This window comes from Streptomyces sp. NPDC003027 (assembly GCF_053591435.1).
On the sequence record NZ_JBSFTU010000045.1, the window covers coordinates 23,872 to 49,701 of the forward strand.

General features: G+C 72.9%; 24 protein-coding genes and 1 riboswitch. Of the genes, 19 read left to right on the top strand and 5 right to left on the bottom strand.

The genetic code is table 11. The features are described 5' to 3' along the window. Positions 1-9 precede the first annotated feature (9 nt). Entirely contained in the window at positions 10-1,440 is a 1,431-nt protein-coding gene (locus tag ACWDX6_RS25825) for an endo-1,4-beta-xylanase (RefSeq protein ID WP_451487266.1), read from the top strand. Between the two features lie 58 nt (positions 1,441-1,498). Here ACWDX6_RS25825 and ACWDX6_RS25830 read toward each other — a convergent pair whose 3' ends face one another. Both ACWDX6_RS25830 and ACWDX6_RS25835 read right to left on the bottom strand, forming a co-directional pair. Continuing rightward, complete coding sequence (locus ACWDX6_RS25830; RefSeq protein ID WP_451487267.1) at positions 1,499-2,077, bottom strand: snapalysin family zinc-dependent metalloprotease; 579 nt, start codon at positions 2,075-2,077, stop codon at positions 1,499-1,501. 199 nt (positions 2,078-2,276) lie between these two features. Continuing rightward, complete coding sequence (locus tag ACWDX6_RS25835) at positions 2,277-3,563, bottom strand: aminotransferase class V-fold PLP-dependent enzyme (protein WP_451487268.1); 1,287 nt, start codon at positions 3,561-3,563, stop codon at positions 2,277-2,279. Between the two features lie 386 nt (positions 3,564-3,949). Here ACWDX6_RS25835 and dhaK point away from each other — a divergent pair, with 386 nt between their 5' ends. The 9 genes from dhaK to ACWDX6_RS25880 all read left to right on the top strand — a co-directional run bounded on the left by dhaK (position 3,950) and on the right by ACWDX6_RS25880 (position 11,791). Next, positions 3,950-4,942, top strand: a complete 993-nt coding sequence (gene dhaK / locus ACWDX6_RS25840; protein WP_451487269.1) for a dihydroxyacetone kinase subunit DhaK — start codon at positions 3,950-3,952, stop codon at positions 4,940-4,942. A gap of 8 nt (positions 4,943-4,950) precedes the next feature. Continuing rightward, positions 4,951-5,580, top strand: coding sequence for a dihydroxyacetone kinase subunit DhaL (gene dhaL, locus ACWDX6_RS25845; protein WP_451487270.1), 630 nt, complete (start codon positions 4,951-4,953; stop codon positions 5,578-5,580). Then, positions 5,577-5,981 carry a PTS-dependent dihydroxyacetone kinase phosphotransferase subunit DhaM gene (locus ACWDX6_RS25850; protein ID WP_451487271.1) on the top strand — a complete coding sequence of 135 codons (405 nt, stop codon included), beginning with the start codon at positions 5,577-5,579 and terminating at the stop codon, positions 5,979-5,981. Before dhaL ends, ACWDX6_RS25850 begins: the two co-directional genes overlap by 4 nt. Positions 5,982-6,054: 73 nt before the next feature. Further along, positions 6,055-6,262: riboswitch (cobalamin riboswitch) on the top strand. A gap of 29 nt (positions 6,263-6,291) precedes the next feature. After that, entirely contained in the window at positions 6,292-6,993 is a 702-nt protein-coding gene (locus ACWDX6_RS25855) for an energy-coupling factor ABC transporter permease (RefSeq protein WP_451487272.1), read from the top strand. Positions 6,994-6,998: 5 nt separating this feature from the next. Further along, complete coding sequence (locus ACWDX6_RS25860; protein WP_451487273.1) at positions 6,999-7,373, top strand: energy-coupling factor ABC transporter substrate-binding protein; 375 nt, start codon at positions 6,999-7,001, stop codon at positions 7,371-7,373. Positions 7,374-7,379: 6 nt separating this feature from the next. Then, positions 7,380-8,129 (top strand): cobalt ECF transporter T component CbiQ, encoded by a 750-nt coding sequence (gene cbiQ / locus ACWDX6_RS25865; protein ID WP_451487274.1) that lies wholly within the window; start codon positions 7,380-7,382, stop codon positions 8,127-8,129. Continuing rightward, positions 8,126-8,974: an ATP-binding cassette domain-containing protein gene (locus ACWDX6_RS25870; protein ID WP_451487275.1), complete on the top strand. Its 849-nt coding sequence runs from the start codon at positions 8,126-8,128 to the stop codon at positions 8,972-8,974. Before cbiQ ends, ACWDX6_RS25870 begins: the two co-directional genes overlap by 4 nt. A 227-nt stretch (positions 8,975-9,201) precedes the next feature. After that, complete coding sequence (locus ACWDX6_RS25875; RefSeq protein ID WP_451487276.1) at positions 9,202-11,226, top strand: FAD-dependent oxidoreductase; 2,025 nt, start codon at positions 9,202-9,204, stop codon at positions 11,224-11,226. 31 nt (positions 11,227-11,257) lie between these two features. Continuing rightward, complete coding sequence (locus tag ACWDX6_RS25880; protein ID WP_451487277.1) at positions 11,258-11,791, top strand: PadR family transcriptional regulator; 534 nt, start codon at positions 11,258-11,260, stop codon at positions 11,789-11,791. A gap of 189 nt (positions 11,792-11,980) precedes the next feature. Here the strand turns inward: ACWDX6_RS25880 and ACWDX6_RS25885 are convergent, their stop codons facing one another. Further along, positions 11,981-13,882 (bottom strand): heavy metal translocating P-type ATPase, encoded by a 1,902-nt coding sequence (locus tag ACWDX6_RS25885; RefSeq protein WP_451487278.1) that lies wholly within the window; start codon positions 13,880-13,882, stop codon positions 11,981-11,983. 111 nt (positions 13,883-13,993) lie between these two features. Between ACWDX6_RS25885 and ACWDX6_RS25890 the strand changes: the two genes are divergently transcribed. The 3 genes from ACWDX6_RS25890 (at position 13,994) to ACWDX6_RS25900 (ending at position 16,868) form a co-directional block, all read left to right on the top strand. After that, positions 13,994-14,371, top strand: a complete 378-nt coding sequence (locus tag ACWDX6_RS25890) for an ArsR/SmtB family transcription factor (RefSeq protein ID WP_451487279.1) — start codon at positions 13,994-13,996, stop codon at positions 14,369-14,371. Positions 14,372-14,395: 24 nt separating this feature from the next. Continuing rightward, positions 14,396-15,784, top strand: a complete 1,389-nt coding sequence (locus ACWDX6_RS25895; protein WP_451487280.1) for an FAD-dependent oxidoreductase — start codon at positions 14,396-14,398, stop codon at positions 15,782-15,784. 328 nt (positions 15,785-16,112) lie between these two features. Beyond that, positions 16,113-16,868 carry a GntR family transcriptional regulator gene (locus tag ACWDX6_RS25900; RefSeq protein ID WP_451487281.1) on the top strand — a complete coding sequence of 252 codons (756 nt, stop codon included), beginning with the start codon at positions 16,113-16,115 and terminating at the stop codon, positions 16,866-16,868. A gap of 88 nt (positions 16,869-16,956) precedes the next feature. Here the strand turns inward: ACWDX6_RS25900 and ACWDX6_RS25905 are convergent, their stop codons facing one another. Together ACWDX6_RS25905 and ACWDX6_RS25910 are read right to left on the bottom strand one after the other, a co-directional pair. After that, positions 16,957-18,489 carry an amino acid permease gene (locus ACWDX6_RS25905; protein WP_451487282.1) on the bottom strand — a complete coding sequence of 511 codons (1,533 nt, stop codon included), beginning with the start codon at positions 18,487-18,489 and terminating at the stop codon, positions 16,957-16,959. A gap of 77 nt (positions 18,490-18,566) precedes the next feature. Next, complete coding sequence (locus ACWDX6_RS25910; protein WP_451487283.1) at positions 18,567-19,544, bottom strand: hypothetical protein; 978 nt, start codon at positions 19,542-19,544, stop codon at positions 18,567-18,569. Between the two features lie 362 nt (positions 19,545-19,906). On the opposite strand from ACWDX6_RS25910, the gene ACWDX6_RS25915 reads away from it, so the two are divergent. The 6 genes from ACWDX6_RS25915 to ACWDX6_RS25940 all read left to right on the top strand — a co-directional run bounded on the left by ACWDX6_RS25915 (position 19,907) and on the right by ACWDX6_RS25940 (position 25,716). Next, the gene (locus ACWDX6_RS25915) at positions 19,907-21,358 is read left to right on the top strand and encodes an FGGY family carbohydrate kinase (protein ID WP_451487284.1); all 1,452 of its coding nucleotides are present in this window, start codon (positions 19,907-19,909) and stop codon (positions 21,356-21,358) included. After that, complete coding sequence (locus tag ACWDX6_RS25920) at positions 21,355-22,791, top strand: FAD-dependent oxidoreductase (RefSeq protein ID WP_451487285.1); 1,437 nt, start codon at positions 21,355-21,357, stop codon at positions 22,789-22,791. Before ACWDX6_RS25915 ends, ACWDX6_RS25920 begins: the two co-directional genes overlap by 4 nt. A 56-nt stretch (positions 22,792-22,847) precedes the next feature. Next, positions 22,848-24,092 carry an FAD-dependent oxidoreductase gene (locus ACWDX6_RS25925; RefSeq protein ID WP_451487290.1) on the top strand — a complete coding sequence of 415 codons (1,245 nt, stop codon included), beginning with the start codon at positions 22,848-22,850 and terminating at the stop codon, positions 24,090-24,092. A gap of 76 nt (positions 24,093-24,168) precedes the next feature. Next, the gene (locus ACWDX6_RS25930) at positions 24,169-24,903 is read left to right on the top strand and encodes a D-Ala-D-Ala carboxypeptidase family metallohydrolase (RefSeq protein WP_451487286.1); all 735 of its coding nucleotides are present in this window, start codon (positions 24,169-24,171) and stop codon (positions 24,901-24,903) included. Positions 24,904-24,926: 23 nt separating this feature from the next. Continuing rightward, complete coding sequence (locus ACWDX6_RS25935; protein ID WP_451487287.1) at positions 24,927-25,430, top strand: NUDIX domain-containing protein; 504 nt, start codon at positions 24,927-24,929, stop codon at positions 25,428-25,430. A 40-nt stretch (positions 25,431-25,470) separates the two neighbouring features. Further along, positions 25,471-25,716 carry a hypothetical protein gene (locus ACWDX6_RS25940; protein ID WP_451487288.1) on the top strand — a complete coding sequence of 82 codons (246 nt, stop codon included), beginning with the start codon at positions 25,471-25,473 and terminating at the stop codon, positions 25,714-25,716. Positions 25,717-25,830 lie beyond the last annotated feature (114 nt).

A 25,830-nucleotide genomic window follows, 5' to 3' on the forward strand; every position in this document is an offset into this window, starting at 1 on the left:
GGCTCAGTCATGGGCTCACATGCCATTCGCCCGCCCACCGTCCGCCAAAAGACAGGCGGTCTGTTACTCGCCCTGGTCGTCGGCGTCCTCGGTCAGGTCGCCGCGCTGGTGGCGCCGCCGACCGCACACGCCGCCGAGAGCACGCTCGGCGCCGCGGCGGCGCAGAGCGGTCGTTACTTCGGCACCGCCGTCGCCTCGGGCAGGCTGGGCGACTCGGCGTACACGGCGATCGCGGCCCGCGAGTTCACCTCGGTGACGGCCGAGAACGAGATGAAGATCGACGCCACCGAACCCCAGCGGGGCCAGTTCGACTTCGCCGCCGGTGACCGCGTCCACAACTGGGCGGTGCGGAACGGCAAACAGGTGCGCGGCCATACCCTGGCCTGGCACTCCCAGCAGCCCGGCTGGATGCGGAGCCTCAGCGGCAGCACGCTGCGCCAGGCGATGATCAACCACATCAACGGCGTGATGGCCCACTACAAGGGCAAGATCGCTCAGTGGGACGTCGTGAACGAGGCCTTCGCCGACGGCACCTCGGGAGCCCGGCGCGACTCCAACCTGCAGCGCACCGGCAACGACTGGATCGAGGTCGCCTTCCGCACCGCGCGCGCCGCCGACCCGGCCGCCAAGCTCTGCTACAACGACTACAACGTCGAGAACTGGACCTGGGCCAAGACCCAGGCCATGTACGCCATGGTCCGGGACTTCAAGCAGCGCGGCGTGCCGATCGACTGCGTCGGCTTCCAGTCCCACTTCAACAGCGACAGCCCCTACAACAGCAACTTCCGCACCACGCTGCGGAGTTTCGCCGCCCTCGGCGTCGATGTGGCCATCACCGAACTCGACATCCAGGGCGCCTCGGCCACGACCTACGCCCACGTGACCAACGACTGCCTGGCCGTCCCGCGCTGCCTCGGCATCACCGTCTGGGGTGTGCGCGACACCGACTCCTGGCGACCGGAGCACTCACCGCTGCTGTTCAACGGCGACGGCAGCGAGAAGCCGGCCTACACCGCCGTCCTCCACGCACTCAACGCCGCCTTCCCCGCTCCGTCGCCCGGTTCGGGACAGATCAAGGGCGTCGGTTCAGGCCGCTGCCTGGACGTGCCCGGTGCCACCACCACCGACGGCACCCAGGTGAACCTGTGGGACTGCGACAACCGCACGAACCAGCAGTGGGCCTACACCGCCGGAGGCGAGCTCAGGGTCTACGGCGACACGTGCCTGGACGCCGCCGGGACCGGCAACGGCGCCAAGGTCCAGATCTACAGCTGCTGGGGTGGCGACAACCAGAAGTGGCGCCTCAACTCGGACGGATCCATCGTCGGAGTCCAGTCCGGCCTCTGCCTCGACGCCGCCGCCAACGGCACCGCCAACGGCACCCTGATCCAGCTCTACTCCTGCTCGAACGGCGGCAACCAGCGCTGGACCCGCACCTGACCGGCAGGGCGCCCGACCGTGGGACACGGTCGGGCGCCCTGCCCTTCAAGGCCCTCGATTACGGGGCGTCCACGAGGATTCGGCCGTCGGCGGGGATGCTCGCGGCGGCGCCGTTGGCGTAGGCGGACTCCACCCTGGCTTGCTCGGTCGCGTTGGGGACCGCGTTCGTACAAGCCGTACCGGCGCTCGAACCGGACATCAGCTGCGAGCACGGGCCGGGCTTGGTGTCGGGCAGGCCCAGGCTGTGGCCGAGTTCGTGGGCGGTGATGCGGGTCTTGTCGTAGCCCTGGGCCACCGCCTGGCTGCCGAGCTCGACGCGGACCTGCCTGCCCGGACGGACGGGGCCGAGGGTGGCCTGGGGCCAGCCGGTGGTGGCCACGATCACGATTTCGGCGCGGGTGCCCGGGGCGGCCTCGACCAGCCTGACGTTGTCGACGTTCGCGTTCCATGAGGCGACGCCGGCGGCGATGGCGGACTCCCAACCGGCGGCCCGGCTGTCGTCGTAACGAAGTGTCACCACCGCCGACGCGCCCGCCGCCGACGGCTCCGGCGCGGGCGCGGCGTTCGCGCCCGTCGCCGTGGACAGGACGACTGCCGCGGCTAACGTGCCCGCTTTCAGCCATGTACAGAGCGGCATTGCTGCTCCTTCACTCGTGGGGGGCTCGGCCCCTGCGGGACCGAGAGTGCGGGAAGAGCGGCGCTGGTGTCCGGTCGACCGAGGTGGTCGGACGGCCGGTCCTCCGGCGCCTTCCGACGTTATGCCCCCACACCCCCATATGCCATGCACCTGTCATTCCTTTCCTTCGTCGACCCCCGCACGGGTCAAGGTGAGGGCTTCACCGGGTGAGTTCGTCCAGGCTGTTCAGTGCCGTGTCGATCTCGGCCGGCGTGTTGATGACGGCGGTACCGATCCGGGTGTAGGTCGAGGTGGACAGCCGTACCCGGCGGGTGGCCGCGTGGTCGACGACCTGCTGATGGGTGTGTCCGGCCACGCTGAAACAGGTGATGCCCGCCGAGAGCTCCGAGTCGGCAGGGGTGTGCACCGTGACGCCGGGGATGCGGCTCAGTCCTTGTTTCACCCGCGTCGACAGCTGGGTGATGCGGGCGGCAACGCGTGCTCGGCCCAGCCGCTCATGCAGAGCCACCGCCACCGGCAGGGCGAAGGCATGCTCGAACGCCAGAAACCCGCCGGGCGACAAGGGCGCCGCTCCGCCGCCGCCGATGAAGCTGACGAACGTGGGCCGCAGCTGGCCGAGAACGTCCGGCGCCACCCAGACCAGCCCCGTTCCCCTGGGGCCGAACAGCCATTTGTGCGTTCCGGCGATCACCACGTCCGCGCCCAGGCCGGCGGCGTCCTCGTCCACTGCCGCCAGCCCGTGCACGCCGTCGACGACCAGCAGGCACCGGTCGGCAGGACGACGCCCTTCATTGGCCCGGCGCACCACCTCGGCCACCGCACGCACCGGCATACGGACCCCCGTGCTCGACTGCACCCAGGTGATCCCGACGACTCTGGTGTTCGGACGGATCGCCTCGCCGACCGCCGCTGCGATGCCCTCCGCCGTCGCGGTGGCCGGATCGGCGAACCACGAGCCCAGCCGTACCGTGCAGCCATGCTTGTCGGCGGCCAGTCGGGCGGCGGTGCGATGAGAGATGTGGTCGTGCTCGGTCAGCAGGAACTCCTGCCCCGGCCGGGTCACGACGCCGTTGTAGACGACACCCAGCCCGATGCTCGTGCTCGCCGTCATCGCGACATCCTCGGCCCGGCCTCCCAGATAGGCCGCGAGCGCCTGGCGCACCCGGGGCCATCCGGTGGGACCGTCGGGCAGCGCCAGCCCCGCGGGCACCGAGAGGGGATCGGCGTCGACCTGCGCTGCCAAATGCTCCACCGCATCCCGTACCGCCTTGGGATGCGAGGTGAGATAGAACAACGCGAGATTCGCCCATCCCGGCTCCAGGCGGAACTGCGCCCGCAGGGCGTCCCAGTCCACGCGCCCGTCGATCGTGGTGACCGGCCGCTCCCGCGGTGTGTGCACGCCTGCCGCGCCGGAGCTCGGCACGAGGGTGACCGCGACCGCTCCCGCGGACCGCGCCAGCAGATCGCGCCGACTGGTCATCGACATCCAGCACCCCTTTGCACGCGACCGGCGGAGCGACGGCGGAACGCCTGTCCGGTGCCCTTCTCGTGACGAGGTTACGCAAACTGGCCACGGGCGCCGACATCGCCATGACCCGAACGGCCCCGGCGGAGGTGTCGTACAGCCGTAGGTCCCCGAGGTGCGTGGGGCGCGAAGGGGTCCGTCCCGGGGACGGGCGGGGCGGACCCGGCGGCAGCGAGGCCGATCGGGATCTCAAGCACTGACGGCCCGGATGTGCCGACCGACGCGACCTTCGGCGCCGCAAGGTCGATACTGCCCACACACGGATCGCCCAGACCGACGAGCGCACACCCCATCCGACCTGGTGACGCAGGTCGGACACCTGCCTGCCGGCCTACCAGGAGGTACCGATGAGAATGCTGATCAACGTCCCGGAGACCGTGGTCGCCGACGCGCTGCGCGGCATGGCCGCCGCTCATCCCGAGCTCACCGTGGATGTCGAGAACCGTGTCGTGCTGCGGCGGGACGCGCCCGTCGCCGGGAAGGTGGCGCTGGTGTCCGGGGGCGGGTCCGGGCACGAGCCGTTGCACGCAGGGTTCGTGGGGCGGGGCATGCTCGCCGCGGCGTGCCCCGGCGAGGTGTTCACCTCGCCCGTGCCGGATCAGATGGTGCGGGCGGCCGCCGCGGTGGACAGCGGGGCCGGTGTGCTGTTCGTCGTCAAGAACTACACCGGGGACGTGCTCAACTTCGAGATGGCGGCCGAGCTCGCCGAGGACGAGGGCGTCCAGGTCGCCAAGGTCCTGGTCGACGACGACGTGGCCGTGACGGACAGCCTCCACACCGCCGGGCGGCGAGGGACGGGGGCCACGCTCTTCGTGGAGAAGATCGCGGGGGCCGCCGCCGAGGAGGGCGCCCCGCTGGAGCGAGTGGAGGCGATCGCCCGGCGGGTGAACGAGCGGTCGCGGTCCTTCGGCGTCGCGCTGAGCGCCTGCAGCACGCCCGCCAAGGGCAGTCCCACCTTCGACCTGCCCGAGGGCGAGCTGGAGTTGGGGATCGGGATCCACGGCGAGCCGGGGCGCGAGCGGCGCGCGATGATGACCTCGCGGGAGATCGCGGACTTCGCCGTCGATGCCGTACTGGACGACCTGCGGCCGTCCGGCCCGGTCCTGGCGCTGGTCAACGGCATGGGCGCCACCCCGCTGCTCGAACTGTACGGGTTCAACGCCGAGGTGCAGCGCGTGCTGAAGGAGCGCGGGATCCCGGTCGCCCGCACCCTGGTCGGGAACTATGTGACCTCCCTCGACATGGCCGGCTGTTCGGTCACGCTCTGTGAGGCCGATGAGGAACTGCTACGCCTGTGGGACGCGCCCGTGCAGACGCCCGCCCTCCGCTGGGGCCGGTGAGAAGGAGAGTGACCGAAGTGACCGAGACGAACGAGCCGGGCCAGTTCGACGCCGCGTTCTTCCAGCGCTGGCTGAGCGTCGCCGCTTCCGCCGTCGACCGTGAGGCCGACCGTCTCACCGAGCTCGACTCGGCGATCGGCGACGCCGACCACGGCTCCAATCTGAAGCGGGGGTTCGCCGCCGTGACGGACGTCCTGGCGAAGGAGCCGCCCCCCACCCCGGGGGCCGTACTCACCACCGCAGGACGGCAGTTGATCTCCACCGTCGGGGGTGCCTCCGGTCCGCTGTACGGGACGCTCCTGCGCCGCACCGGCAAGGCGCTCGGCGACGCCGGGACCGTGACCCGCGAGGCGTTCGCCGACGCGCTGGCCACCGGGGTCGCCGCCGTCGCCCAGCTCGGCGGGGCCCAGGTCGGCGACAAGACGATGCTGGACGCGCTCGTCCCGGCGGCCGAGGCGCTGCGCGAGTCCTTCGCGGCGGCCCGGACGGCGGCCGAGGAGGGCGCGCTGGCGACCGTACCGCTCCAGGCCCGCAAGGGCAGGGCCAGCTATCTGGGCGAACGGTCGATCGGGCACCAGGACCCCGGGGCCACCTCGTCCGCGCTGCTGATCGCCGCCCTCGCGGAGGTGGCCGGATGAGCGGGCGGGTCGGCATCGTTCTCGTCTCGCACAGCGCCGCCGTCGCCGCGGCCGTGGCCGAACTCGCCCAGGGCCTCTCGGGCGGCGGCCCCACCGCACCGATCCGGCCCGCCGGCGGCACCCCGGACGGCGGACTCGGCACCAGCTCCGACCTGATCGCCGAGGCGGCGAGGGCGGTCGACCGGGGCGCCGGTGTGGCCCTCCTCGTCGATCTGGGCAGCGCCGTGCTGACCGTCAAGGCGCTCCTCGCCGAGGGCGACGAGCTGCCCGAGGGGGCGCGGCTCGTGGACGCGCCCTTCGTCGAGGGCGCGATCGCCGCCCTCGTCACGGCGACGGCGGGCGGGGACCTGGACGCCGTGGAGGCCGCGGCCGCGGAGGCGTACACGTACCGGAAGGGGTGAGCGGGCGGGAGGCGGGCACCCGTCACGGGCCGTACCGGGAGCCGACCGTGTTGTGATGTACCTGGTCAACGCACTAGTGTCGCAGGGCCTTGGTGTACGGGAAACCGGTGCAGTACCGGTGCGGCCCTCGCCACTGTGATCGGGAGGTCCGGCTCCACCCCCTTGGGGACAACCCCCAGGGGAGCCACTGCACCGCCGCGGGAGACCGTCGTGGTGTGGGAAGGCGGAGTCCGGGCGGCATGACCGTCAGCCAGGAGACCGGCCAAGGTGCGTTGTCCATCCACGAGGTGCTGGAGAGGGTCTCCCAACCATGCATATCGCCGAGGGCTATCTGCCCCCTGTGCACGCGGCCGCCTGGGCCGTCGCGTCCGCCCCGTTCGTCGTCCACGGTGTCCGTGCCCTGACCCGTGAGGTCAAGGCCCATCCCGAATCCACTCTGCTGCTGGGCGCCTCGGGCGCCTTCACCTTCGTCCTGTCCGCGCTCAAGATTCCGTCGGTGACGGGCAGTTGCTCCCACCCCACCGGAACGGGCCTCGGGGCGATCCTGTTCCGGCCGCCCGTGATGGCGGTCCTCGGCACGATCACGCTGCTCTTCCAGGCGCTGCTCCTGGCGCACGGCGGGCTCACCACCCTCGGCGCCAACGTCTTCTCGATGGCCGTCGTCGGCCCGTGGGCGGGGTACGGGGCGTACCGGCTGCTGCGCCGCTTCGACGTGCCGCTGATGGTGAGCGTGTTCTTCGGCGCGTTCGTCGCCGACCTGTCCACCTACTGCGTCACCAGCGTGCAGCTGGCGGTCGCGTTCCCCGACCCCGGCAGCGGTGTGCTCGGCGCGCTGGCGAAGTTCGGCGGGATCTTCGCCGTCACGCAGCTGCCGCTCGCGGTGAGCGAGGGTCTGCTGACGGTGCTCGTGATGCGTCTGCTGACGCAGTCGAGCAAGGGGGATCTGACCCGGCTCGGGGTGCTGCTTCCCGGTGCCCGGAAGAGCGAGACCACGGAGGCGGTGGCCCGATGAGCCGGATGAGCAGGAACACGAAGATCAACGCCCTGCTGCTGCTCGCCGTCGCCGCGCTGGCGGTGCTGCCGCTGGTCCTGGGGCTCGGCGACCACAAGGAGGAGCCGTTCGCGGGGGCCGACGCCGAGGCGGAGGCCGCGATCACGGAGATCCGGCCCGACTACGAGCCGTGGTTCAGCCCGCTGTACGAGCCTCCGTCCGGCGAGGTCGAGTCGGCACTGTTCGCGCTCCAGGCGGCCATCGGCGCCGGTGTCCTCGCGTACTACTTCGGTCTGCGGCGCGGACGTCGCCAGGGCGAGGAGCGCGCACTGGCCGCGGCGGCCGCACCGGTCGCCACGGACGCCCCGAAGGTGACGCGCGCCGCCACGGGCGACGAGTAACCGCCGATGCTGCCGATCGACGCGGCGGCGCACAGCAGTCGCTGGCGCCGCCGTCACCCGTGCGAGAAGGCCGCGCTGGGCTTCGGCCTGACGCTGTGCGCGGTCTGTCTGCCGCCCTGGCCGGGCGCCGTTCTGGTCGCGGCGGCCACCCTCGCGGTGCTGCTCGGTCCCGCCGGAGTGCCCGGACGTCAGCTGTGGCGGGCGTTCCGGATCCCGCTGGGCTTCTGTGTGACGGGGGCGGTGCCGCTGCTGTTCGAGGTGGGAGGGGCGCGCGGCTTCGTCGCCCTGGCGCCGGACGGTCCGTCGCACGCGGGTGAACTGCTGCTGCGCACATCGGCCGCGTCGCTGGGGGTGCTGCTGTTCGCGTTCACCACACCCGTCTCGGACGTGCTGCCCCGGCTCGTACGGGCGGGGGTGCCGGGTCCGGTCGTGGACGTCGCGCTCGTGATGTACCGGATCAGTTTTCTCCTGCTCGACTCCATGGCCAGGATCCGGCAGGCCCAGGCGGCCCGGTTGGGGCTGACGACGCGGGCGGCCACCTGGCGCTCGCTCGCCGGGCTCGGCGCGACGGCGTTCGTGCGCGCCTTCGACCGGGCGCAGCGGTTGCAGACGGGGCTGGCGGGGCGGGGGTACGACGGGACCCTCCGGGTCCTGGTGCCCGGTGCGGCCGTCTCGCGGCGGTTCCTGGCGGCGACGGCCGGGCTGCTGGCCGGCCTCGTCGCTCTCACTCTCGTACTGGAAAGGTCCCTGCCGTGAGTCTTCGTTCCCCTGTCGTGGAACTGGTGAGGGCGGGCTTCGCCTATGAGGACGGGCCCCCCGTCCTCGACGGGATCGACTTCGCCGTGCCGGAGGGGCGGGCGCTTGCGGTGCTCGGGAGGAACGGCAGCGGCAAGACGACACTGCTGCGGCTGCTGAGCGGGGGCCTGCGCTGCGGCAGCGGGGCTCTCCGGCTGGACGGCGAGGAGGTGTCGTACGACCGGAAGGGTCTGACCCGGTTGCGGACGACCGTGCAGCTGGTCGTGCAGGACCCGGACGACCAGCTGTTCGCGGCGTCGGTCGGCCAGGACGTGTCGTTCGGGCCGATGAACCTCGGGCTGCCGCTGGAGGAGGTACGGCTCCGGGTGCGCGAGGCGCTGGAGGCGCTGGACATCGTGGCGCTGGAGGACCGGCCGACGCATCTGCTGTCGTACGGCCAGCGCAAGCGGGCGGCGATCGCGGGCGCGGTGGCGATGCGGCCGCGGGTCCTCATCATGGACGAGCCGACGGCCGGGCTCGATCCCCACGGGCAGGAGCGCCTCCTCGAGGTGCTCGGGCGGCTGCGGGGGTCGGGCACGACGGTGGTGATGGCGACGCACGACGTCGATCTGGCCCTGCGCTGGGCGGACGAGGCGGCGGTGCTGTCACCGGAGGGTCTGCGGACGGGCCCGATCACCGACCTCCTCGCGGACGACGCGCTGCTCGCGGCGGCGCGGCTCCGGCAGCCCTGGGGCATGGCGGTGACCCGCCTGCTGCGCGCCCAGGGCCTCCTCCCGGAGGGCGAGGAGGGCCCCCGCACGGCGGAGGAGCTGGCCGCGTGGGCGGGAGTGCCGGGCGCGCCGTAGACGATCACTGTCTTCCGCTCCTGGGGCCCCGGCGGCCCCAGGGGCGCGTGCCCGGCCAGGGAGGTGCTGCTTTCCGGGGTCGCGGATTCAGGCCGGCGCGGTTGGTGCACGGTTCGCGGCGGTGGACGTAGCGCAGATCACTCCTCCACCCTTATGCAACTTGTTGCACAACGCGGCTCCGGTCGTCTACAACAGAGCGTGACGACCCTGCGCGAGGAGACGCCCCCATGGCCCCGATCACCCCGTACCCGCACCTGCTGAGCCCGCTCGACCTCGGGTTCACCACCCTGCCCAACCGGGTGCTCATGGGCTCCATGCACGTCGGTCTCGAGGAGGCCGAGAACGGCTTCGCGCGGATGGCCGCCTTCTACGCCGAACGCGCCCGAGGCGGCGTCGGCCTCATCGTGACCGGCGGCATCGCGCCGAACGAGGTCGGGCGCCCCTGGGACGGCGGGGCCAAGCTCAGCACGGACGAGGAGGTCGCCGAGCACCGGCTCATCACCGACGCCGTGCACGAGGCGGGTGGCCGGATCGCGATGCAGATCCTGCACTTCGGCCGGTACGCCTACCATCCCGCCCTCGTCGCGCCCAGCCCCATCCAGGCGCCGATCAGCCCCTTCGTACCGAACGAGCTGACCGACGCCGAGGTCGAGCAGACCATCGAGGACTACGCGCGCTGCGCCGAACTCGCCAAGGCCGCCGGGTACGACGGCGTCGAGGTGATGGGCTCCGAGGGCTATCTGATCAACGAGTTCATCGCCGCCGCCACCAACCGGCGCACCGACCGCTGGGGCGGCAGCTACGAGAACCGGGTCCGCTTCCCGCTGGAGATCGTGCGCCGCATCCGCGAGCGCGTCGGCGAGGAGTTCATCCTCATCTACCGGCTCTCGATGCTCGACCTGGTCCCCGGCGGCTCGACGCTCGACGAGGTCGTCGCGCTCGCCAAGGAGATCGAGGCGGCCGGCGCCACCATCATCAACACGGGCATCGGCTGGCACGAGGCCCGTATCCCGACCATCGCCACCTCCGTGCCGCGCGGCGCCTACACCTGGGTCACCCAGAAGCTGATGGGCGCGGTCTCGGTGCCGCTGGTCACCAGCAACCGCATCAACACCCCCGAGGTCGCCGAGCGGATCCTCGCCGAGGGCCGCGCGGACATCGTCTCCATGGCCCGGCCGTTCCTGGCCGACCCCGACTTCGTCGCCAAGGCCGCCGCGGACCGCGCCGACACGATCAACACCTGCATCGGCTGCAACCAGGCCTGCCTGGACCACACCTTCAGCCTGAAGATCACCTCCTGCCTGGTGAACCCGCGCGCCTGCCACGAGACCGAACTGGTCCTCTCCCCCACCCGCCGGGCCAAGCGGATCGCCGTCGTCGGCGCCGGCCCCGCCGGGCTCGCCTGCGCGGTCTCGGCCGCCGAACGCGGCCACACGGTCACCCTCTTCGACTCCTCGGACCGGATCGGCGGCCAGCTGAACATCGCCAAGCGGGTCCCCGGCAAGGAGGAGTTCGACGAGACCCTGCGCTACTTCCGGGTCCAGCTCGACGCCCGGGGCGTCGAGGTCAGGCTGAACACCACGGCCACCCCGGAGCTCCTCGCCGGGTACGACGAGGTGGTCGTCGCCACCGGAGTCACCCCGCGCACCCCCGAGATCGAGGGCATCGACCACCCGAGCGTGGTCAGTTACCTCGACGTCCTGCGCGACGGCGCGCCCGTGGGCGAACGGGTCGCGATCATCGGAGCGGGCGGCATCGGCTTCGACGTCGCCGAGTTCCTCACCGACGGCGGCGAGGGCGCGAGCCAGGACGCGGAGACGTACTTCCGCCAGTGGGGCGTCGACACGAGCTACGAGACGCGCGGCGGGCTGCGCACGCCCGAGCGGTCCCGGCCGCCGCGCCAGGTCCATCTGCTCCAGCGCAAGTCCTCCAAGGTCGGCGCCGGCCTGGGCAAGACGACCGGCTGGATCCACCGCGCCGAGATGAAGCACCGCGGCGTCACCATGGTCGCGGGTGCCTCGTACCAGCGGATCGACGACGAGGGTCTGCACCTCACCGTCGACGGTGTTCCGCGGACGCTGCCCGTCGACACGATCGTGCTGTGCACCGGCCAGGAACCGCGTCGCGGCCTGTACGAGGAGCTGGTCGCCGCGGGCCGTGGCGCGCACCTGATCGGCGGCGCCGACGTGGCCGCCGAGCTGGACGCCAAGCGCGCCATCGACCAGGGCACCCGCCTCGCGGCCGCTCTGTGACGGGCGCGGGCACGAACCTAGGATTGCGCGCATGTCCCTGCCGCACGCGATCCTGACCGCGCTGCTCGAGAAGCCGTCCTCCGGTCTCGAACTGACGCGCCGCTTCGACAGGTCGATCGGCTACTTCTGGTCGGCCACGCATCAGCAGATCTATCGGGAGCTGGGCAAGCTGGAGCGGGCGGGGTACATCCGCGCCCTGCCCGTCCAGGCCCCGGCCCGTGGGCAGAAGAAGGAGTACGAGGTCCTGCCCGCGGGCCGTGCCGAACTGGCCGGCTGGGTGGCCCGGACGGAGGACCCGAAGCCGATGCGCTCCGCGCTGCTGCTGCGGATGCGCGCCGCGGCGGTCGTGGGCGCCTCCGGGACGGTCGACGAGTTGCGGCGCCATCTCGCGCTGCACCAGCGGCAGTTGGAGGAATACCTGGCGATCGAGGTACGGGACTTCCCACCCGCACGCCGGGAGAGCGAACCCGACCGGCTGCGGCATCTCGTCCTGCGCGGGGGGATCGATCTGGAGCGCTTCTGGGTGGAGTGGCTGACGCACGCCCTGACCGAGCTGGAGCGCTAGAGGCGGGGCGGCCAGGACCTCCTTTGTTGTCGGGTGCCGCAGCGCCTGGCCGAGGCATACGAGCGCGGCCTGCTGCGCCCGGAGGGCTGAGCGCGATGACGGACACGGCGACCGGCTGCGCGCCGCGGAGGCGTGCAGCATCGAGGTGGCCACCCGGGTCCTCCGGCGCGGGCCGTGAACGCCTCCGACTCACCCCTGCCGCGCAGCCTTCCGCCAGGCGGCGTCGCGCAGCAGCCGCAGCCCGTTGAGGCCCACCAGGACGGTGGAGCCCTCGTGACCCGCCACGCCCAGCGGCAGCGGGAGGTGGCCGACCAGGTCCCACACCACCAGGGCCCCGATGCAGGTGCCGGCGATCACCAGGTTCTGGACGACCAGCCGGCGCGCCCGGCGAGAGAGGGCCACGACGGCGGGAACGGTGGCCAGTTCGTCCCGTACGACGACGGCGTCGGCGGTCTCCAGCGCCAGGTCGGAGCCGGCCCGGCCCATGGCGATGCCGGTGTGTGCGGCGGCCAGGGCGGGGGCGTCGTTGACGCCGTCGCCGACCACCAGGACCCGCGAGCCGGCGCGCTCCCACTCCCGTACCGCCGCCACCTTGTCCTGCGGCAGCAGCCCGGAGCGTACGTCCGTGATGCCGGCCCGCCCGGCGACCCGGGCCGCGGCGCCCGCGTTGTCCCCGGTGAGGAGGGTGGGCGCGGTGCCGGTGAGCCGGGTCAGTGCGGCGACCGCCTCGGCCGCGCCGTCGCGCAGCCGGTCGGCGAGGACGAGGACCGCGACGGGCGTACCGTCGACGACGACCTCGACGGCCGTGTCGTCGTGTTCTCCCTCGGCCCGGCGCACCCGCACCTCGTGGCCCTCCACCCGCGCCCGTACGCCCTCCCCCGGCACGGAGGCGAAGTCGTGGGCGTCGGGGACGCGCAGTCCGCGTTCGCGTGCCGCGGCCACCACGGCGCGCGCGAGCGGGTGTTCGCTCGGCAGCTCGGCCGCCGCGGCGAGCGCGAGCGCGTCCTCGTCGCCCCGGACCTCGATCACCCGCGGCATCCCCTCGGTCAGGGTGCCGGTCTTGTCGAGCGCGACCCGGTCCACGGCCCCGAGCCGCTCCATCACCACGGCGGACTTGACGAGCACGCCGTGCCGTCCGGCGGTGGCGATGGCGGAGAGCAGCGGCGGCATGGTGGCGAGGACGACCGCGCACGGCGAGGCCACGATCATGAAGGTCATGGCCCGCAGGAGGGTGGTGGTGAAGTCGGCGCCCAGGGCGAGCGGGACGGCGAAGAGCGCGAGGGTGGCGACGACGACGCCGACGGAGTAGCGCTGTTCGATCTTCTCGATGAAGAGCTGGGTGGGCGCCTTGGTGGCGCTGGCCTCCTCGACGAGGGCGACGATGCGGGCGATGACGGAGTCCCCGGCGTCCTTGTCGACGCGGACGCGCAGGGCGCCGGTGCCGTTGAGGGTGCCGGCGAAGACCTCGTCGCCGGGGGCCTTGGGCGCGGGCAGCGACTCGCCCGTGATGGTGGCCTGGTCGACGTCGCTCGCGCCGTGGAGCACGGTTCCGTCGGCGGGCAGCCGCTCCCCCGGCCGTACGAGCACGATGTCGCCGATCCTCAGCTCGGCGACGTCCACCGGTTCCTCGGTCTCGCCGCCGCCGGCACCGGTGAGACGTACCGCTTTCTCGGGGGCGAGGTCCAGCAGCCCCCGCACGGAGTCGGCGGTGCGGCGGGTCGCGAGCGCCTCCAGGGCGCCGGAGCAGGCGAAGATGACGATGAGCAACCCGCCGTCGAGGTACTGGCCGATCGCCGCGGCGCCGATGGCCGCGACCACCATGAGCAGGTCGACGTCGAGGGACTTCTCGCGCAGCGCCTGGAGTCCGGCCCAGCCCGGCTCCCAGCCTCCGGCGACGTAGCAGACGGCGTAGAGCGGTCCCCAGGCCCAGGCGGGGGCGCCGGCCAGGTCGAGCGGCAGCGCGCAGAGGAAGGCGAGGGCGGACAGCGCCGCCCAGCGGACCTCGGGCAGGTCTGACAGACGGGTTCCGCGGGTCGGCGGCGGGGCTGTCGCGGCGGGGGTGGCCGGGCTGTCGAGCACCGGGGATGCCATGGGAGTACACCTCTTCGCACACGGGGACGGGGAAGACGAACGGCACCACCATACCGGAATACATGAAGAGGTCTTCATCTATCTGCATATGAGCGCCGCTACGATGAGCCCATGGGACACGGAGCGAACGGCGAGACGACCCCGGCCACCCACCTGGACGCGGAGTCCGCGGCCACCATCGCCGCCACCCTCCAGGCGCTCGCCACGCCCTCGCGTCTCATGATCCTCACCAAGCTCCGCCAGGGCCCCTGCGGCGTGACCGAACTCGCCGACTCCGTCGACATGGAGCAGTCCGCCGTCTCGCACCAGCTGCGGTTGCTGCGCGCACTCGGTCTGGTCACCGGCGTCCGGCAGGGCCGCCGGATCGAGTACAGCCTCTACGACAACCACGTGGCCCAACTCCTCGACGAGGCCGTGTACCACATCGAGCACCTTCGTCTCGGCACCCGCGACGTCCCCCAGGAGACCGTGGATACTGGTCGGTCGTAGATCCACGAACCGGAAAGGGCGGGGATGGACGACGACTTGGAGCACCGCGGCACACGTCACGCGGTGGTCATCGGGGGAAGCCTCGCGGGCCTGCTGGCCGCGCGGGTGCTGAGCGAGTACGCGGAGAAGGTGACGGTCGTCGAGCGCGACCGCCTTCCGGAAGGGCCGGACGCGAGGCCGGGGACCCCGCAGAGCAGACACACCCATGTGCTCCTCGACAGCGGACAGCAGGCGCTCGAGGAGCTGCTGCCGGGGTTCCTCGCGGAGCTCGACGAGCTCGGCGCGCCCACGGTGGGCATGCCGGCGGACATGGTGCACCTGCAGAACGGCCAGTGGTTCCGCAGGACGACGGCGACGACCTCCCTCTACACCGGACCGCGCGAGCAGCTCGAATGGCTGGTGCGCCGGCGGGTGCTCGCCGATCCGCGGATCGAGACCGTGGGCGGCACCGAGGCCGTCGGTCTGACGGGTGACTCGTCCCGGGTGCGCGGAGTGCTGCTGCGCGAGCGCGGCAAGGACGCCGGGACGCAGACCCGTTCCCTGGCGGCCGATCTCGTGGTCGACGCCTCCGGCCGAGGGACGCGCGCGCCCGACTGGCTGGCCGCGATCGGCGCGGAGGCGCCGCACGAGGAGACCATCGACACCGGCCTGGCCTACGCCACCCGGGTGTACCGAGCACCGGCGGACGACACGTCGGACGCGCTGGGTATCAACATCGTGCCCAACCCCCACCAGGTCTACGGCGCGGTCGTCCTGCCCCTGGGCGGCGGACGTCACGTGGTGACGCTGTCCGGTCTGCGCGGTGACGAACCACCCACGGACGAGGCCGGGTTCGAGGAGTACGCCAAGCGGCTGCCGCACCCCGTGGTCAGCGAGTGGCTGGCCAGGGCCGAGCCGGATTCCTCGGTGTTCGGCTTCCGCAGGACCGCCAACGTCCGCCGCCGCTACGACCGTCCGGGCCGCCGTCCGGCCGGCTTCCTCGCCACCGGCGACGCGCTGTGCACCTTCAACCCGATCTACGGCCAGGGCATGGCGGTCGCCGCGCTGAGCGCGGTCGCCCTGCGCCGGGCCCTGGCCGATCCCAAGCGCACGGCGACCACGCGGGTGGTGCAGAAGGCGCTGTTCGGCGCCTCACAGCAGGCCTGGGACATCTCCGCCGGAGCGGACAAGAAGATGCCGGGCGCGACGGGCAACGCCATGGGTTCCCGCGCGGTGGACAAGCCCGTGGGCTGGTACCTGGGCCGCCTGCAGCAGCGGTACGGCGGGGATCCGGTCGTCGGCGCGGCGTTCCGCTCCGTCCTCACGCTGACGGCGCCGATGACGGCGCTGTTCGCTCCCGCGGTGGCCCGCGCCGTCCTGTTCGGCCCGATCCCGTGGACGCCGCCCGAGCCGCCGATGCGGCGCGAGGTGTAGCACCCGTCGGCGCGTGCCGCCCGGCCCTCCGGCGCCGGGCGGTACGCGCCGGCCCCCGCCCGGCGTATCTGAACCGGGCGCAGGGCTCATGTCGTGCGGGTCCAGGGGACCTTGGGGGCCGCCCCGCCCTTTTTCGGCCCGGTCGGGCGGCGTCGGCGCCGCCGCCTCACCCGCCTCTTCGCCCCGGATTCCGGTGAAAAGCACCTACGGGCGCGGTTCTCCTTTCGGCCACTCTCGCCACACACCCCTTCCCAATGGTTTAGACCAATGATAGGAATGATCACTCACACGACCCACGTGATCACCCTGAGCAAAGAAGGGTCTGCACATGGCTGAGCCCGATCCCGAGCAGGTGGCCGCGGTACCGCTCTACCTCCGGGTCGCCGCCGCCCTGCGGGACGACCTCACCGACCGGCGCATCGCACCCGGCAGCCGACTGCCGTCCGAGCGCTCACTCGCCCATCGCTACCACGTCAACCGCCAGACCGTCCGCAGCGCGCTCCACCTGCTGCGTGAGGAGCGGCTCGTGGTGACCGACCGGCGTGGCACGTTCGCCGTCGGAGCCGAACCGCAGGCACACGTCCCGCTTCTGACGGCCCGCCGCCAGTCCTTTCCCGGAGGTGCGCAGGCGGCCGACGCGCTGGTCCGGGCGGCCCTCGCCTGGGAGGCGCCCCCGGCGGCCCTGGCGGGCCGGCTCGGGCTCGCCCCGGGCGAACCCACACTTGTCCACCGCCATGTGGTGCTGAGTCCCCGCGGGGTGCCGCTCCAGCGGTCGGTGTCCTGGTTCTCCCGGCCCGCGATGGCCGAGATTCCCCAGCTCGCACGCTACCGGCGCGGCAAGGACACCGCCCAGCAGCCGGATCTGCGGCTGCTCTACCACTGGATGCACCAGGCCGGGCTGCGGCTGACCCGCCGCGAGTCGATCGCCGTGCCCGGGGGTGCGGGTACGGGAGTGGGAGCGACCGGCGCGGCCCGGCTGGTCGTCCACCGGGTGGTGAGCGACCAGCACGGGCACACGCTGGAGATCACGGACATCGACTTCGCCGCCCAGACGTCCGCCTGGACCTACGAGTTCAGCGCCTGAGCCAGGGGGCACGGGCCTGCCGAGGGACGGTCCGTCCCGCGTCCCCGCCAGGCCCGGTCTCCGGGCCCCGGACCCACCGGTTCGCCTCTTACACGATCCCCTCGGCGAGCTCGGCCTCCTCGCGGGCGCTGCCGTACGTCGCGGGGGTGCCGTACGAGCGGCGGGCGACGTACCACCAGACACTGGCGAGGATGAGGACGACGGCGAGCGCGATGACCGCGTAGTTCATGGAGTCGACGGTCACGGGTGACTTCTGCGGCAGGCAGAACAGCACCGTGACCACGGCCACCCAGATCACGGCCGTCCAGCCGATCGGCCGGCTCCAGCGGCCGAGGTTCCAGGGACCGGGGGTGAAGCGGTTGCCCGCCCGGAGTCGCAGGTAGATCGGGATGGCGTAGGCCGGGGTGATGCCGATGACGTTGATGGCCGTCACCGCTCCGTAGGCGGTGGCCGAGTACAGCGAGGGCACCGCGAGGAGGGCGGCGACCGCGACCGAGAGCCAGACCGCCGGGACCGGGGTCTGTGTGCGGCTGCTGACCTTGCGCCAGAGCGCCGAGCCGGGCAGCGCGTTGTCGCGGCTGAAGGCGAACACCATCCGGCTCGCGGCGGCCACCTCCGCGTTGCCGCAGAACAGCTGGGCGACGATCACCACGAGCAGCAGGGCGGTGGCGCCGCCGGAGCCGAGCGCGTCGAGGAGGATCTGGGCGGGCGGGACTCCGGTGGCGCTGTTCTGCGTGCCCGCGTAGTCCTGGATGGCGAAGGTGAGTCCGGCGAGCAGCGCGAAGCCGGCGATCCAGGAGACCCAGATGGCGCGCACGATGCCCTTGGCCGCGCTGACCGAGGCGTTGGAGGTCTCCTCGGAGAGATGGGCGGAGGCGTCGTAGCCGGAGAAGGTGTACTGGGCGAGGAGCAGGCCGACGGCCGCGACGTAGAACGGGTTGGCCCAGCCGGTGTCGTTCACGAACTCGGTGAAGACGAACTCGGCGGACTGGTGGCGGTCGGGGATGAAGGCGAGCGCGCCCACGATCACGGCGACGCCGGCCAGGTGCCACCAGACGCTGACCGAGTTGAGCACGCTGACCAGGCGGACACCGAACAGGTTGAGCACGGCGTGCAGGAGCAGGATCGCGAGGAAGATCAGGAAGGTGGACCCGGCCGTGGGCACGATGCCCCACTGGAGGTTGAGGAAGGCCCCGGTGAAGAGGGCGGCGCCGTAGTCGATGCCGGCGATGGCGCCGAGCAGACCGAGCAGATTCAGCCAGCCGGTGTACCAGCCCCAGCGGCGGCCGCCGAGCCGGTCCGCCATGTAGTAGAGCGCGCCGGACGTCGGGTAGGCGCTGGTGACCTCGGCGAGCGCCATGCCCACGCAGAGCACGAACAGCCCGACGCCCACCCAGCCCCACATCATCACGGCGGGGCCTCCGGTGCCCAGGCCGAAGCCGTAGAGGGTCATGCAGCCGGAGAGGATGGAGATGACGGAGAAGCTGATGGCGAAGTTGCCGAAACCGCCCATGCGGCGGGCGAGGACGGGCTGGTAGCCGAGCTCTCTCAGCCGGGCCTCGTCGTCCTGGCCCTGTGCGGACCTGCGTATGTCGTCGTCGACGGGGACGGTGCGGGACATGCCGGAACCTCCGGGGGAAGGGGTGAGCGGGGAGTGAGCGGGGTGAACGACGCGGAGCGAGGGCGAGCGGGAGCGGGTCAGTGGTCGAGACAGCGGGCGCGGGCGCGCAGGAAGACCTCCTCGGCGAGGGCCCGGTCGTCCGGGCGCGCCGTGCGGTACGCCCAGGGCGGCGCCGTGTAGTACGGCCCCATGGCCTCGAAGACCCGGGCGGCGTCGGCGAAGTGCTGAGCGCCGAAGAGGGCGTGGGCGAGATGATTCAGATCGAGGGGGGACGCCTCGGTCGTGGCGCAGAAGAGGAACCAGCTGTCCAGGGCGCCCCGGGCCTCACGGACGGCGTCCTCGGCGACCCAGTGCAGGTCGAGCGCGCGCTCGTGGCCGCTCTCGCGCCGGTAGCGCTCGACCCGGACGTAGAGCGGAAGGGCGTGGAGGGCGGAGCCGACGGGAGCCGTCGAAGCCGCCCACCGCGCGTAGTTCAGGGCTTCGGAGAGCGGCCCGCGCCCTCGCGCGTAGAAGAACTGGAGCATGCGGTGGTGCGCCTCCCGGTTGTACGGGTCGCGCTTCTCGGTCTCGGCGAGGAGCCCCCACGGTCCGGGCGGGAGTACGGCGGCCGGCGGCTCCGCCCTGTGCTCCTCCCCGTCCTGCTGCCCGTCGAGCGTGGCGAGGGCGAGCAGGCAGATCCACGGCACGGGGTCGGCGGGCGACCGTTCGGCGGCGGACCGGCAGGCCTCCCATGCCGCCTGCCACAGTTCGCCGGTACGGGGATGGGCGGCGCGATGGGCCCGTACCGCGCGTTCCACGGCGACCCGGGTGTGCATCACGACGGCGGCCGCGCTGTCCGGCTGCTCGGCGCGCCAGGCGTGGACCACGTCGGTGCCGGCGGCGACGGCGGCGAGGACCTGGGTGCGCCGGGTCCAGGCGGACCAGTCGGACGTCTCGTCGAGCAGCCGGGCCATGGACAGCCAGCGGCCCGTCCGCAGGTCCTGGACGGCGTTGCGCAGGGCGTGGTCATGGCCCGCCGGGTGGTAGACGGGCCGGAAACCCTGTCCGCCCCTCACGGAGCGGGAGGTGCTGTGGGCGACATGGTTCCTCGGTGGGGGTGGAGGGGTGGTCAGTCCCCGGCGGGCATCCCGGCCGTTGATCGGCGATCACTATAGAGCCCGTTGGACGATCGCGATCCACTTTCGCGCCTGATCGTAACTATTCCGCCACTGAACGAATTTGACATCGAGTCAGTGGCGGGGGAGGAGGGGCGCGGTTCCGTGCCGTGACGGCTTGACGGGTCGCAGTGGGGTGCACCAGGCTTTCCGCTTCGTCGATCACTGTTCGTTCGGTGATCGGGGGTGACGTTCCAGGCTGACGTCGCAGGTACGCGGTTCGCGGGTACGCGGTTCGCGGGTTCGAGGACGGGAGTACGACGATGACGGGGCCGGTGCTCGCCGTCGACCAGGGCACCTCGGGGACCAAGGCGCTCGTCGTCTGCCCCGAGCGTGGGGTCATCGGCACGGGTTCGGCGCCCGTACGGCCCCGATATCTGCCGGGCGGCCTGGTCGAGGCCGATCCACGGGAGCTGTACGACTCCGTCGTCGCCGCCGGGCGCGCGGCGCTGGCCCGGGCCGGCACCCCGGTCGTGGCGGTGGGCCTGGCCAACCAGGGGGAGACCGTCCTCGCCTGGGACCCGGCCGACGGCGAGCCGCTGACCGACGCACTGGTCTGGCAGGACCGCAGGGCCGCCACGCTCTGCGAGGAACTCTCCGCACGGGCGGAGGAGTTGAAGGAGTGGACCGGGCTGCCGCTCGACCCCTATTTCGCCGCGCCCAAGATGGCCTGGATCCGCCGCCACCTCACCGGCGCGGGTGTCGTCACCACCAGCGACGCCTGGCTCGTGCACCGTCTCACGGGTGAGTTCGTCACCGACACCGCGACCGCCGGCCGCACCGGACTCCTCGATCTGGACACGGCGGCCTGGTCCGGCGCCGCCCTCGACGTCTACCGTCTGGGCGGCGAACGGCTGCCCCGGGTGGTGGACTCGGACACCCCGGTCGGCACGACCACCGCGTTCGGCCCGGCGCTGCCGCTCACCGGCCTGCTCGTGGACCAGCAGGCGGCCCTCCTCGCGCAGCGGGTGACCGAACCGGGCGCCGCCAAGTGCACCTACGGCACCGGGGCGTTCCTGCTCGCCCAGACCGGCCCGGTCCCCCGCCGGGGTGATGCGGGGCTGGTGAGCTGTGTGGCGTGGCGGCTGGCGGGCCGGACGAGCTACTGCCTGGACGGGCAGGTGTACACGGCGGCGTCGGCCGTGCGCTGGCTGACCGACCTGGGAGTCCTGTCCGGCGCGGAGGAGCTCGACGGCGTGGGCGGGACGGTGCCGGACTCCGGTGGCGTCACCTTCGTACCGGCCCTGGCCGGGCTCGCCGCGCCGTGGTGGCGGGGTGATGTGCGCGGCTCACTGCACGGGCTGGGCCTGGACACGACCGCCGGTCACCTGGTCCGTGCCCTGTGCGAGGGGATCGCCGCACAGGTGGTGGAGCTCGCCGGAGCGGCGGCGGCCGGGCTCGGCACGCCCCTGACCACGCTGCGGGTGGACGGCGGGCTCACCCGGTCCGCGCTGCTCATGCAGACCCAGGCGGATCTCCTCCAACTACCGGTCGAGGTCTCGGCCTTGCCGGACGCGACCGCGCTCGGCGTGGCGGCGGTCGCGCGGCTCGGCCACGATCCCGCCCTCGCCGTCCACGAGGCCGTACCGGAGTGGAAGCCGTCCGCCGTGTACGAGCCCCGGATCACCGGCACGGAGGCGGGCGAGCGCCTGGGCCGGTTCCGTACCGCCGTGACCGCGCTCCTCGACAGCTCCCCGGGAGCGTCGCGCGCATGAAGCGGGAAGCCGGGACGCGGGGAGTGGTGACGCGCGCGGGTGTACTGCCGGACACGTCGGCGCCCGGGGCCGCGTACGACGTCGCCGTCGTCGGCGCCGGAGTGGTCGGCTGCGCGCTGGCGCGTGAACTCGCCCGCCACTCGCTGCGCGTCGCGCTCGTCGAGGCGTCCGGTGATGTAGGCGACGGCACGTCGAAGGCCAACACCGCGATCCTGCACACCGGTTTCGACGCCGTGCCCGGCTCGCTGGAGGCGCGTCTGGTACGGGACGGATGGCACAGGCTCGGCGCGTACGCCGAGGAGACCGGCATCCCCGTCGAGCCCCTGGGGGCGCTGCTCGTCGCCTGGGACGAGGAACAGCGGGCGGCGCTCCCCCGCCTCGCCGAGAAGGCGGTGCGCAACGGCCACCGCACCACCCGGCTGATCGGACCGGACGAACTCCGGTCGCGGGAGCCCTACTTGGGGGCGGGAGCGCTGGGCGCGCTGGAGGTGCCCGGTGAGTCGGTCATCTGCCCCTGGACGACCACGCTTGCGTACGCCACGCAGGCGGTCCGCTCCGGGGTGGACCTGCATCTCGACTGCCCTGTCGAGAAGGCCCGTCCCGGAGCGCCGCACCGGCTGATCACCCGGCGCGGGGTGCTGCGCGCCCGGTACGTCGTCAACGCCTGCGGGCTCCGCGCGGACGAGTTCGACGCGCACTTCGGCCGACGCGACTTCACCGTGACGCCCCGGCGCGGACAGCTGATCGTCTTCGACAAGTTCGCGCGCGGCCTGGTCCGGCACATCCTGCTGCCCGTGCCGGGCCGGCTCGGCAAGGGTGTCCTGGTGGCGCCCACGGTCTACGGGAACGTGCTGCTCGGGCCCACGGCCGAGGACCTGGAGGACAAGACGGCCACCGGCTCCACGGCCGAGGGCCTGAGGTCGCTGCGCGACCAGGGCCGCCGGATCCTGCCCGCCCTCCTGGACGAGGAGGTCACCGCCGTCTACGCCGGTCTTCGGGCCGCGACCGAGCACGACGACTTCCAGGTGAGGGCGCACCCCGGGCTCCGGTACGTCACGGTCGGGGGCATCCGCTCCACCGGCCTCACGGCCTCCCTCGCCCTCGCCGCACACGTCGTGGAGCTGCTCGCGGAGGACGGGCTGGAGCTCGGCGCGGCGCGCCCGCTCGCCCCGGTCCGGATGCCCAACCTCGGCGAGGCGTTCCCCCGCCCGTACCGGGACGCGGAACGGATCGCTCGGGACCCGGAGTTCGGGTCGATCGTGTGCCCCTGCGAACGGGTGACCCGGGGGGAGATCCGGGACGCGCTCGCGTCGACGATCCCGCCGTCCTCGCTCGACGGGCTGCGCCGGCGGACCCGGGCGCGGGGCGGGCGCTGCCAGGGCTTCTCCTGCGGGGCGACGGTACGGGCGATGTTCGAGGAGGCAAGGCCGTGACCCCCTCCGCGAACCGCCCGGTGGACTCCTGCGTGAACCGCCCGGTGAACCTCTCCGTGGCCCGCTCGGTCGATGTGCTCGTGGTCGGCGCGGGGCCCGCCGGGCTCGCCGCGGCCGCCCGGCTCGCGGCGGCGGGCGCGGGGCGGATCGAGGTCCTGGAACGGGACGAGGAGGCCGGCGGGGTACCACGCCACTGCGCCCATGACGGCTTCGGCGCGGCCGCCCGGCACCGCCCGGTGGACGGACCGGCATACGCGCGCCGCGCGGTCGCGGCGGCGGTACGGGCCGGCGCCGTCGTGCGTACCGGTGTGATGGCCACCGGCTGGGCCGGGCCGCTCGCCCTGGACGTCACCGCCCCCAGCGGCCTGGAGACGATCACGGCGCGCGCGGTCGTGCTGGCGACCGGCGCGCGCGAACGTCCGAGGAGCGCGCGTCTGGTGCCGGGGTCGCGGCCTGCGGGGGTCCTCACCACCGGGGAGCTTCAGCGGTCGGTGGTGCTGTACGGGGTGCGCGGGGAGCGGCTCGGGCGGCGGGCGGTGGTCCTCGGCGCCGAGCCGGTCGCCCACCACGCGGTCCGGGCGCTGCGCCGGGCCGGTCTGCAGGTGGCGGCGATGGTGACGGAGGGGGAACGCGGGCCCCACCGTTTCGCCGCCGCGCCCCCTCCCCTGCTGACCGGGGCGACGGTGACGGAGCTGCTCGGCCGCGGCCGTCTGGCGGGCGTCGGGGTGCTGCGCCGCGACGGGCGCGCGGGGACGATCCGCTGCGACACGGCGGTGTTCACCGGGGACTGGGTCCCCGATCACGAACTGGCGCGGTCCGGTGGAGTGTCGCTGGACGCGGGCACCCGGGGTCCCGCCGTCGACGGTTCCTTCCGCACCACGGTGGCGGGGGTCTTCGCCGCGGGCAACGCCCTGCGGGGCGTCGAGTCGGCGGGGACGGCCGCCGCCGAGGGACTCGCCGCGGCGGAGGCGGTGCTGCGCCTGCTGGCCGGTGATCCGTGGCCCGGGGAAGGCGTGCGGATGGTGGTCGAGCGGCCGCTGCGGTGGGTGGCCCCGAACCGGATCACCGGCGGGTCTCCCGGACGGCCCTTCCTGCTGCGGACGGACACGCCGCTGAACCGGCCCGTGGTGAGTGTCTCCCAGGACGGTCGGCCGCTGCACCGCGTGACCCTGGAGGGCCGGATCTGGCCGTCGCGCTCGGTGCGCCTGTCCTCGGCGTGGGCGCGCGAGGTGGATCCGGCCGGCGGACCGGTGGTGGTGAGCTCCGGCTCCTGGCGTCAGAGGCCTGGTCCTGTGGCATAGGGGCCGCGCCGTTGACCACCTCCCCCGGTCACTTCATGCTCATGACAGGAATCCCGTCTTCCGACACGGAGGTGTCATGGTCCGGCGCACGCTCAGATCGCTGCTCTCCATGGTCCTGCTGGTGGTCGCCGCCCTCGCGGGCACGGTCGCCGCATCCGGTACGGCGCATGCCGACGAGTGCTACACCTGGGGTCGCACCCTCTCCTCCGGCATGTCCGGGGCGGATGTGACCCAGCTTCAGATCCGGGTGGCCGGCTACCCCGGGTACGGTGGCGTGCTCGCCGTCGACGGCGACTACGGCCCGGCCACCAAAGCGGCCGTGACCCGCTTCCAGCAGGCGTACGGACTCACCGCGGACGGCGTGGCCGGCCCCTCGACCTTCTCCAAGCTGTACGCGCTCCAGGACGCCGACTGCACGCCCGTCCACTTCACGTACGCCGAGCTCAACAAGTGCAACAGCGACTTCTCCGGCGGCGCCGTCAGCGCGGCCACCGCCAAGTCGAACGCCCTGCGCGCGATGTGGAAACTGGAGGCGATGCGCCACGCGCTCGGCGACGTACCGATCTCCGTGAGCAGCGGTTTCCGCTCGTACGCCTGCAACTCGGCGGTCGGCGGCTCGTCCGACAGCCGGCATCTGTACGGCGACGGCATCGACCTGACCGGCTCGCCCTCCCTGTGCACCCTGGCCAGGCAGGCCCGCAACCACGGCTTCAACGGGATCCTCGGACCCGGCTACCCGGGCCACGGTGACCACGCGCACGTCGACACCAGGGCCTCGCGCTACTGGTCGGCGAGCAGCTGCGGGATCTGACCCGTTCGGCCACACTGGACGGCATGCCGGACAAGCGCAGCGCTGGGCTCCTTCTTTTCCGCAGAACCGCGGACGGCGGGATCGAGGTCCTCATCGGCCATATGGGCGGACCCTTCTGGTCGTCGAAGGAAGTGTCCGCCTGGTCGATCCCGAAGGGCGAGTACGGCCCCGGAGAGACGCCCGAGGCCGCCGCCCGGCGCGAGTTCGAGGAGGAGCTCGGGCTGCCGGCGCCCGACGGCGAGCCGATCGCGCTCGGAGAGGCGCGCCAGTCGAACGGAAAGACCGTCACGGTCTGGGCGGTCGAGGCGGATCTCGACCCGACCCGGATCGTGCCGGGCACCTTCACCATGGAGTGGCCGCGCGGCTCGGGCGTCCGGCGGGAGTTCCCGGAGATCGACCGGGCCGGCTGGTTCACGCCCGTGGCGGCCGCTCCGCTTCTCGTCCCGGGCCAGCGGGTGTTCCTCGACCGCCTCGCCTCGCACCTGGACGGGCGGGAGGAAGGCCGGAGCCGATTGTCAGACCCCTAGGAGAGGGTGGAGGCGCCAACCTGTCGAGAGGGAGCCCGACATGACCACGATCACCGCCCGTGAACGCGCCGCCGCCCAGGCGTACCTCCGTCTGCTGGAGTCCACCCAGGCGGTCCTGACCGATCCTCGCCTCGCTCCGTACGCCGGGGCGATGCTCACGCACCCCATGGCGGAGGCGGACGAGGCGCTGCGGGCCGCCGGCCTCTCCGGCAACGAGGCGCACCTCCTCCACCTCGTGTCGTCCCTGCGCGCCTCCCCCACGGCCGACCGGGGCAGGCGCCCTTAGGGTCTTTCGTTTGGATCAGGCCGGGCTCGCCGGCTCTGGCACCGCGCCTCGCCGCGTTGTCGTCGGTCGCCAACGCTCCGCGTTGACTCCCTCCTCCGCCTTGCGATCCGTCCC

What these genes read in the sequence shown, in the direction of transcription:
- ACWDX6_RS25825 (WP_451487266.1), top strand. Translation starts at nt 10, where the DNA reads ATGGGCTCACATGCCATTCGCCCGCCCACCGTCCGCCAAAAGACAGGC.
- ACWDX6_RS25830 (WP_451487267.1), bottom strand. Translation starts at nt 2,077, where the DNA reads ATGCCGCTCTGTACATGGCTGAAAGCGGGCACGTTAGCCGCGGCAGTC.
- ACWDX6_RS25835 (WP_451487268.1), bottom strand. Translation starts at nt 3,563, where the DNA reads ATGTCGATGACCAGTCGGCGCGATCTGCTGGCGCGGTCCGCGGGAGCG.
- dhaK (WP_451487269.1), top strand. Translation starts at nt 3,950, where the DNA reads ATGAGAATGCTGATCAACGTCCCGGAGACCGTGGTCGCCGACGCGCTG.
- ACWDX6_RS25850 (WP_451487271.1), top strand. Translation starts at nt 5,577, where the DNA reads ATGAGCGGGCGGGTCGGCATCGTTCTCGTCTCGCACAGCGCCGCCGTC.
- ACWDX6_RS25855 (WP_451487272.1), top strand. Translation starts at nt 6,292, where the DNA reads ATGCATATCGCCGAGGGCTATCTGCCCCCTGTGCACGCGGCCGCCTGG.
- ACWDX6_RS25860 (WP_451487273.1), top strand. Translation starts at nt 6,999, where the DNA reads ATGAGCAGGAACACGAAGATCAACGCCCTGCTGCTGCTCGCCGTCGCC.
- cbiQ (WP_451487274.1), top strand. Translation starts at nt 7,380, where the DNA reads ATGCTGCCGATCGACGCGGCGGCGCACAGCAGTCGCTGGCGCCGCCGT.
- ACWDX6_RS25875 (WP_451487276.1), top strand. Translation starts at nt 9,202, where the DNA reads ATGGCCCCGATCACCCCGTACCCGCACCTGCTGAGCCCGCTCGACCTC.
- ACWDX6_RS25880 (WP_451487277.1), top strand. Translation starts at nt 11,258, where the DNA reads ATGTCCCTGCCGCACGCGATCCTGACCGCGCTGCTCGAGAAGCCGTCC.
- ACWDX6_RS25885 (WP_451487278.1), bottom strand. Translation starts at nt 13,882, where the DNA reads ATGGCATCCCCGGTGCTCGACAGCCCGGCCACCCCCGCCGCGACAGCC.
- ACWDX6_RS25890 (WP_451487279.1), top strand. Translation starts at nt 13,994, where the DNA reads ATGGGACACGGAGCGAACGGCGAGACGACCCCGGCCACCCACCTGGAC.
- ACWDX6_RS25895 (WP_451487280.1), top strand. Translation starts at nt 14,396, where the DNA reads ATGGACGACGACTTGGAGCACCGCGGCACACGTCACGCGGTGGTCATC.
- ACWDX6_RS25900 (WP_451487281.1), top strand. Translation starts at nt 16,113, where the DNA reads ATGGCTGAGCCCGATCCCGAGCAGGTGGCCGCGGTACCGCTCTACCTC.
- ACWDX6_RS25905 (WP_451487282.1), bottom strand. Translation starts at nt 18,489, where the DNA reads ATGTCCCGCACCGTCCCCGTCGACGACGACATACGCAGGTCCGCACAG.
- ACWDX6_RS25915 (WP_451487284.1), top strand. Translation starts at nt 19,907, where the DNA reads ATGACGGGGCCGGTGCTCGCCGTCGACCAGGGCACCTCGGGGACCAAG.
- ACWDX6_RS25920 (WP_451487285.1), top strand. Translation starts at nt 21,355, where the DNA reads ATGAAGCGGGAAGCCGGGACGCGGGGAGTGGTGACGCGCGCGGGTGTA.
- ACWDX6_RS25930 (WP_451487286.1), top strand. Translation starts at nt 24,169, where the DNA reads ATGGTCCGGCGCACGCTCAGATCGCTGCTCTCCATGGTCCTGCTGGTG.
- ACWDX6_RS25935 (WP_451487287.1), top strand. Translation starts at nt 24,927, where the DNA reads ATGCCGGACAAGCGCAGCGCTGGGCTCCTTCTTTTCCGCAGAACCGCG.
- ACWDX6_RS25940 (WP_451487288.1), top strand. Translation starts at nt 25,471, where the DNA reads ATGACCACGATCACCGCCCGTGAACGCGCCGCCGCCCAGGCGTACCTC.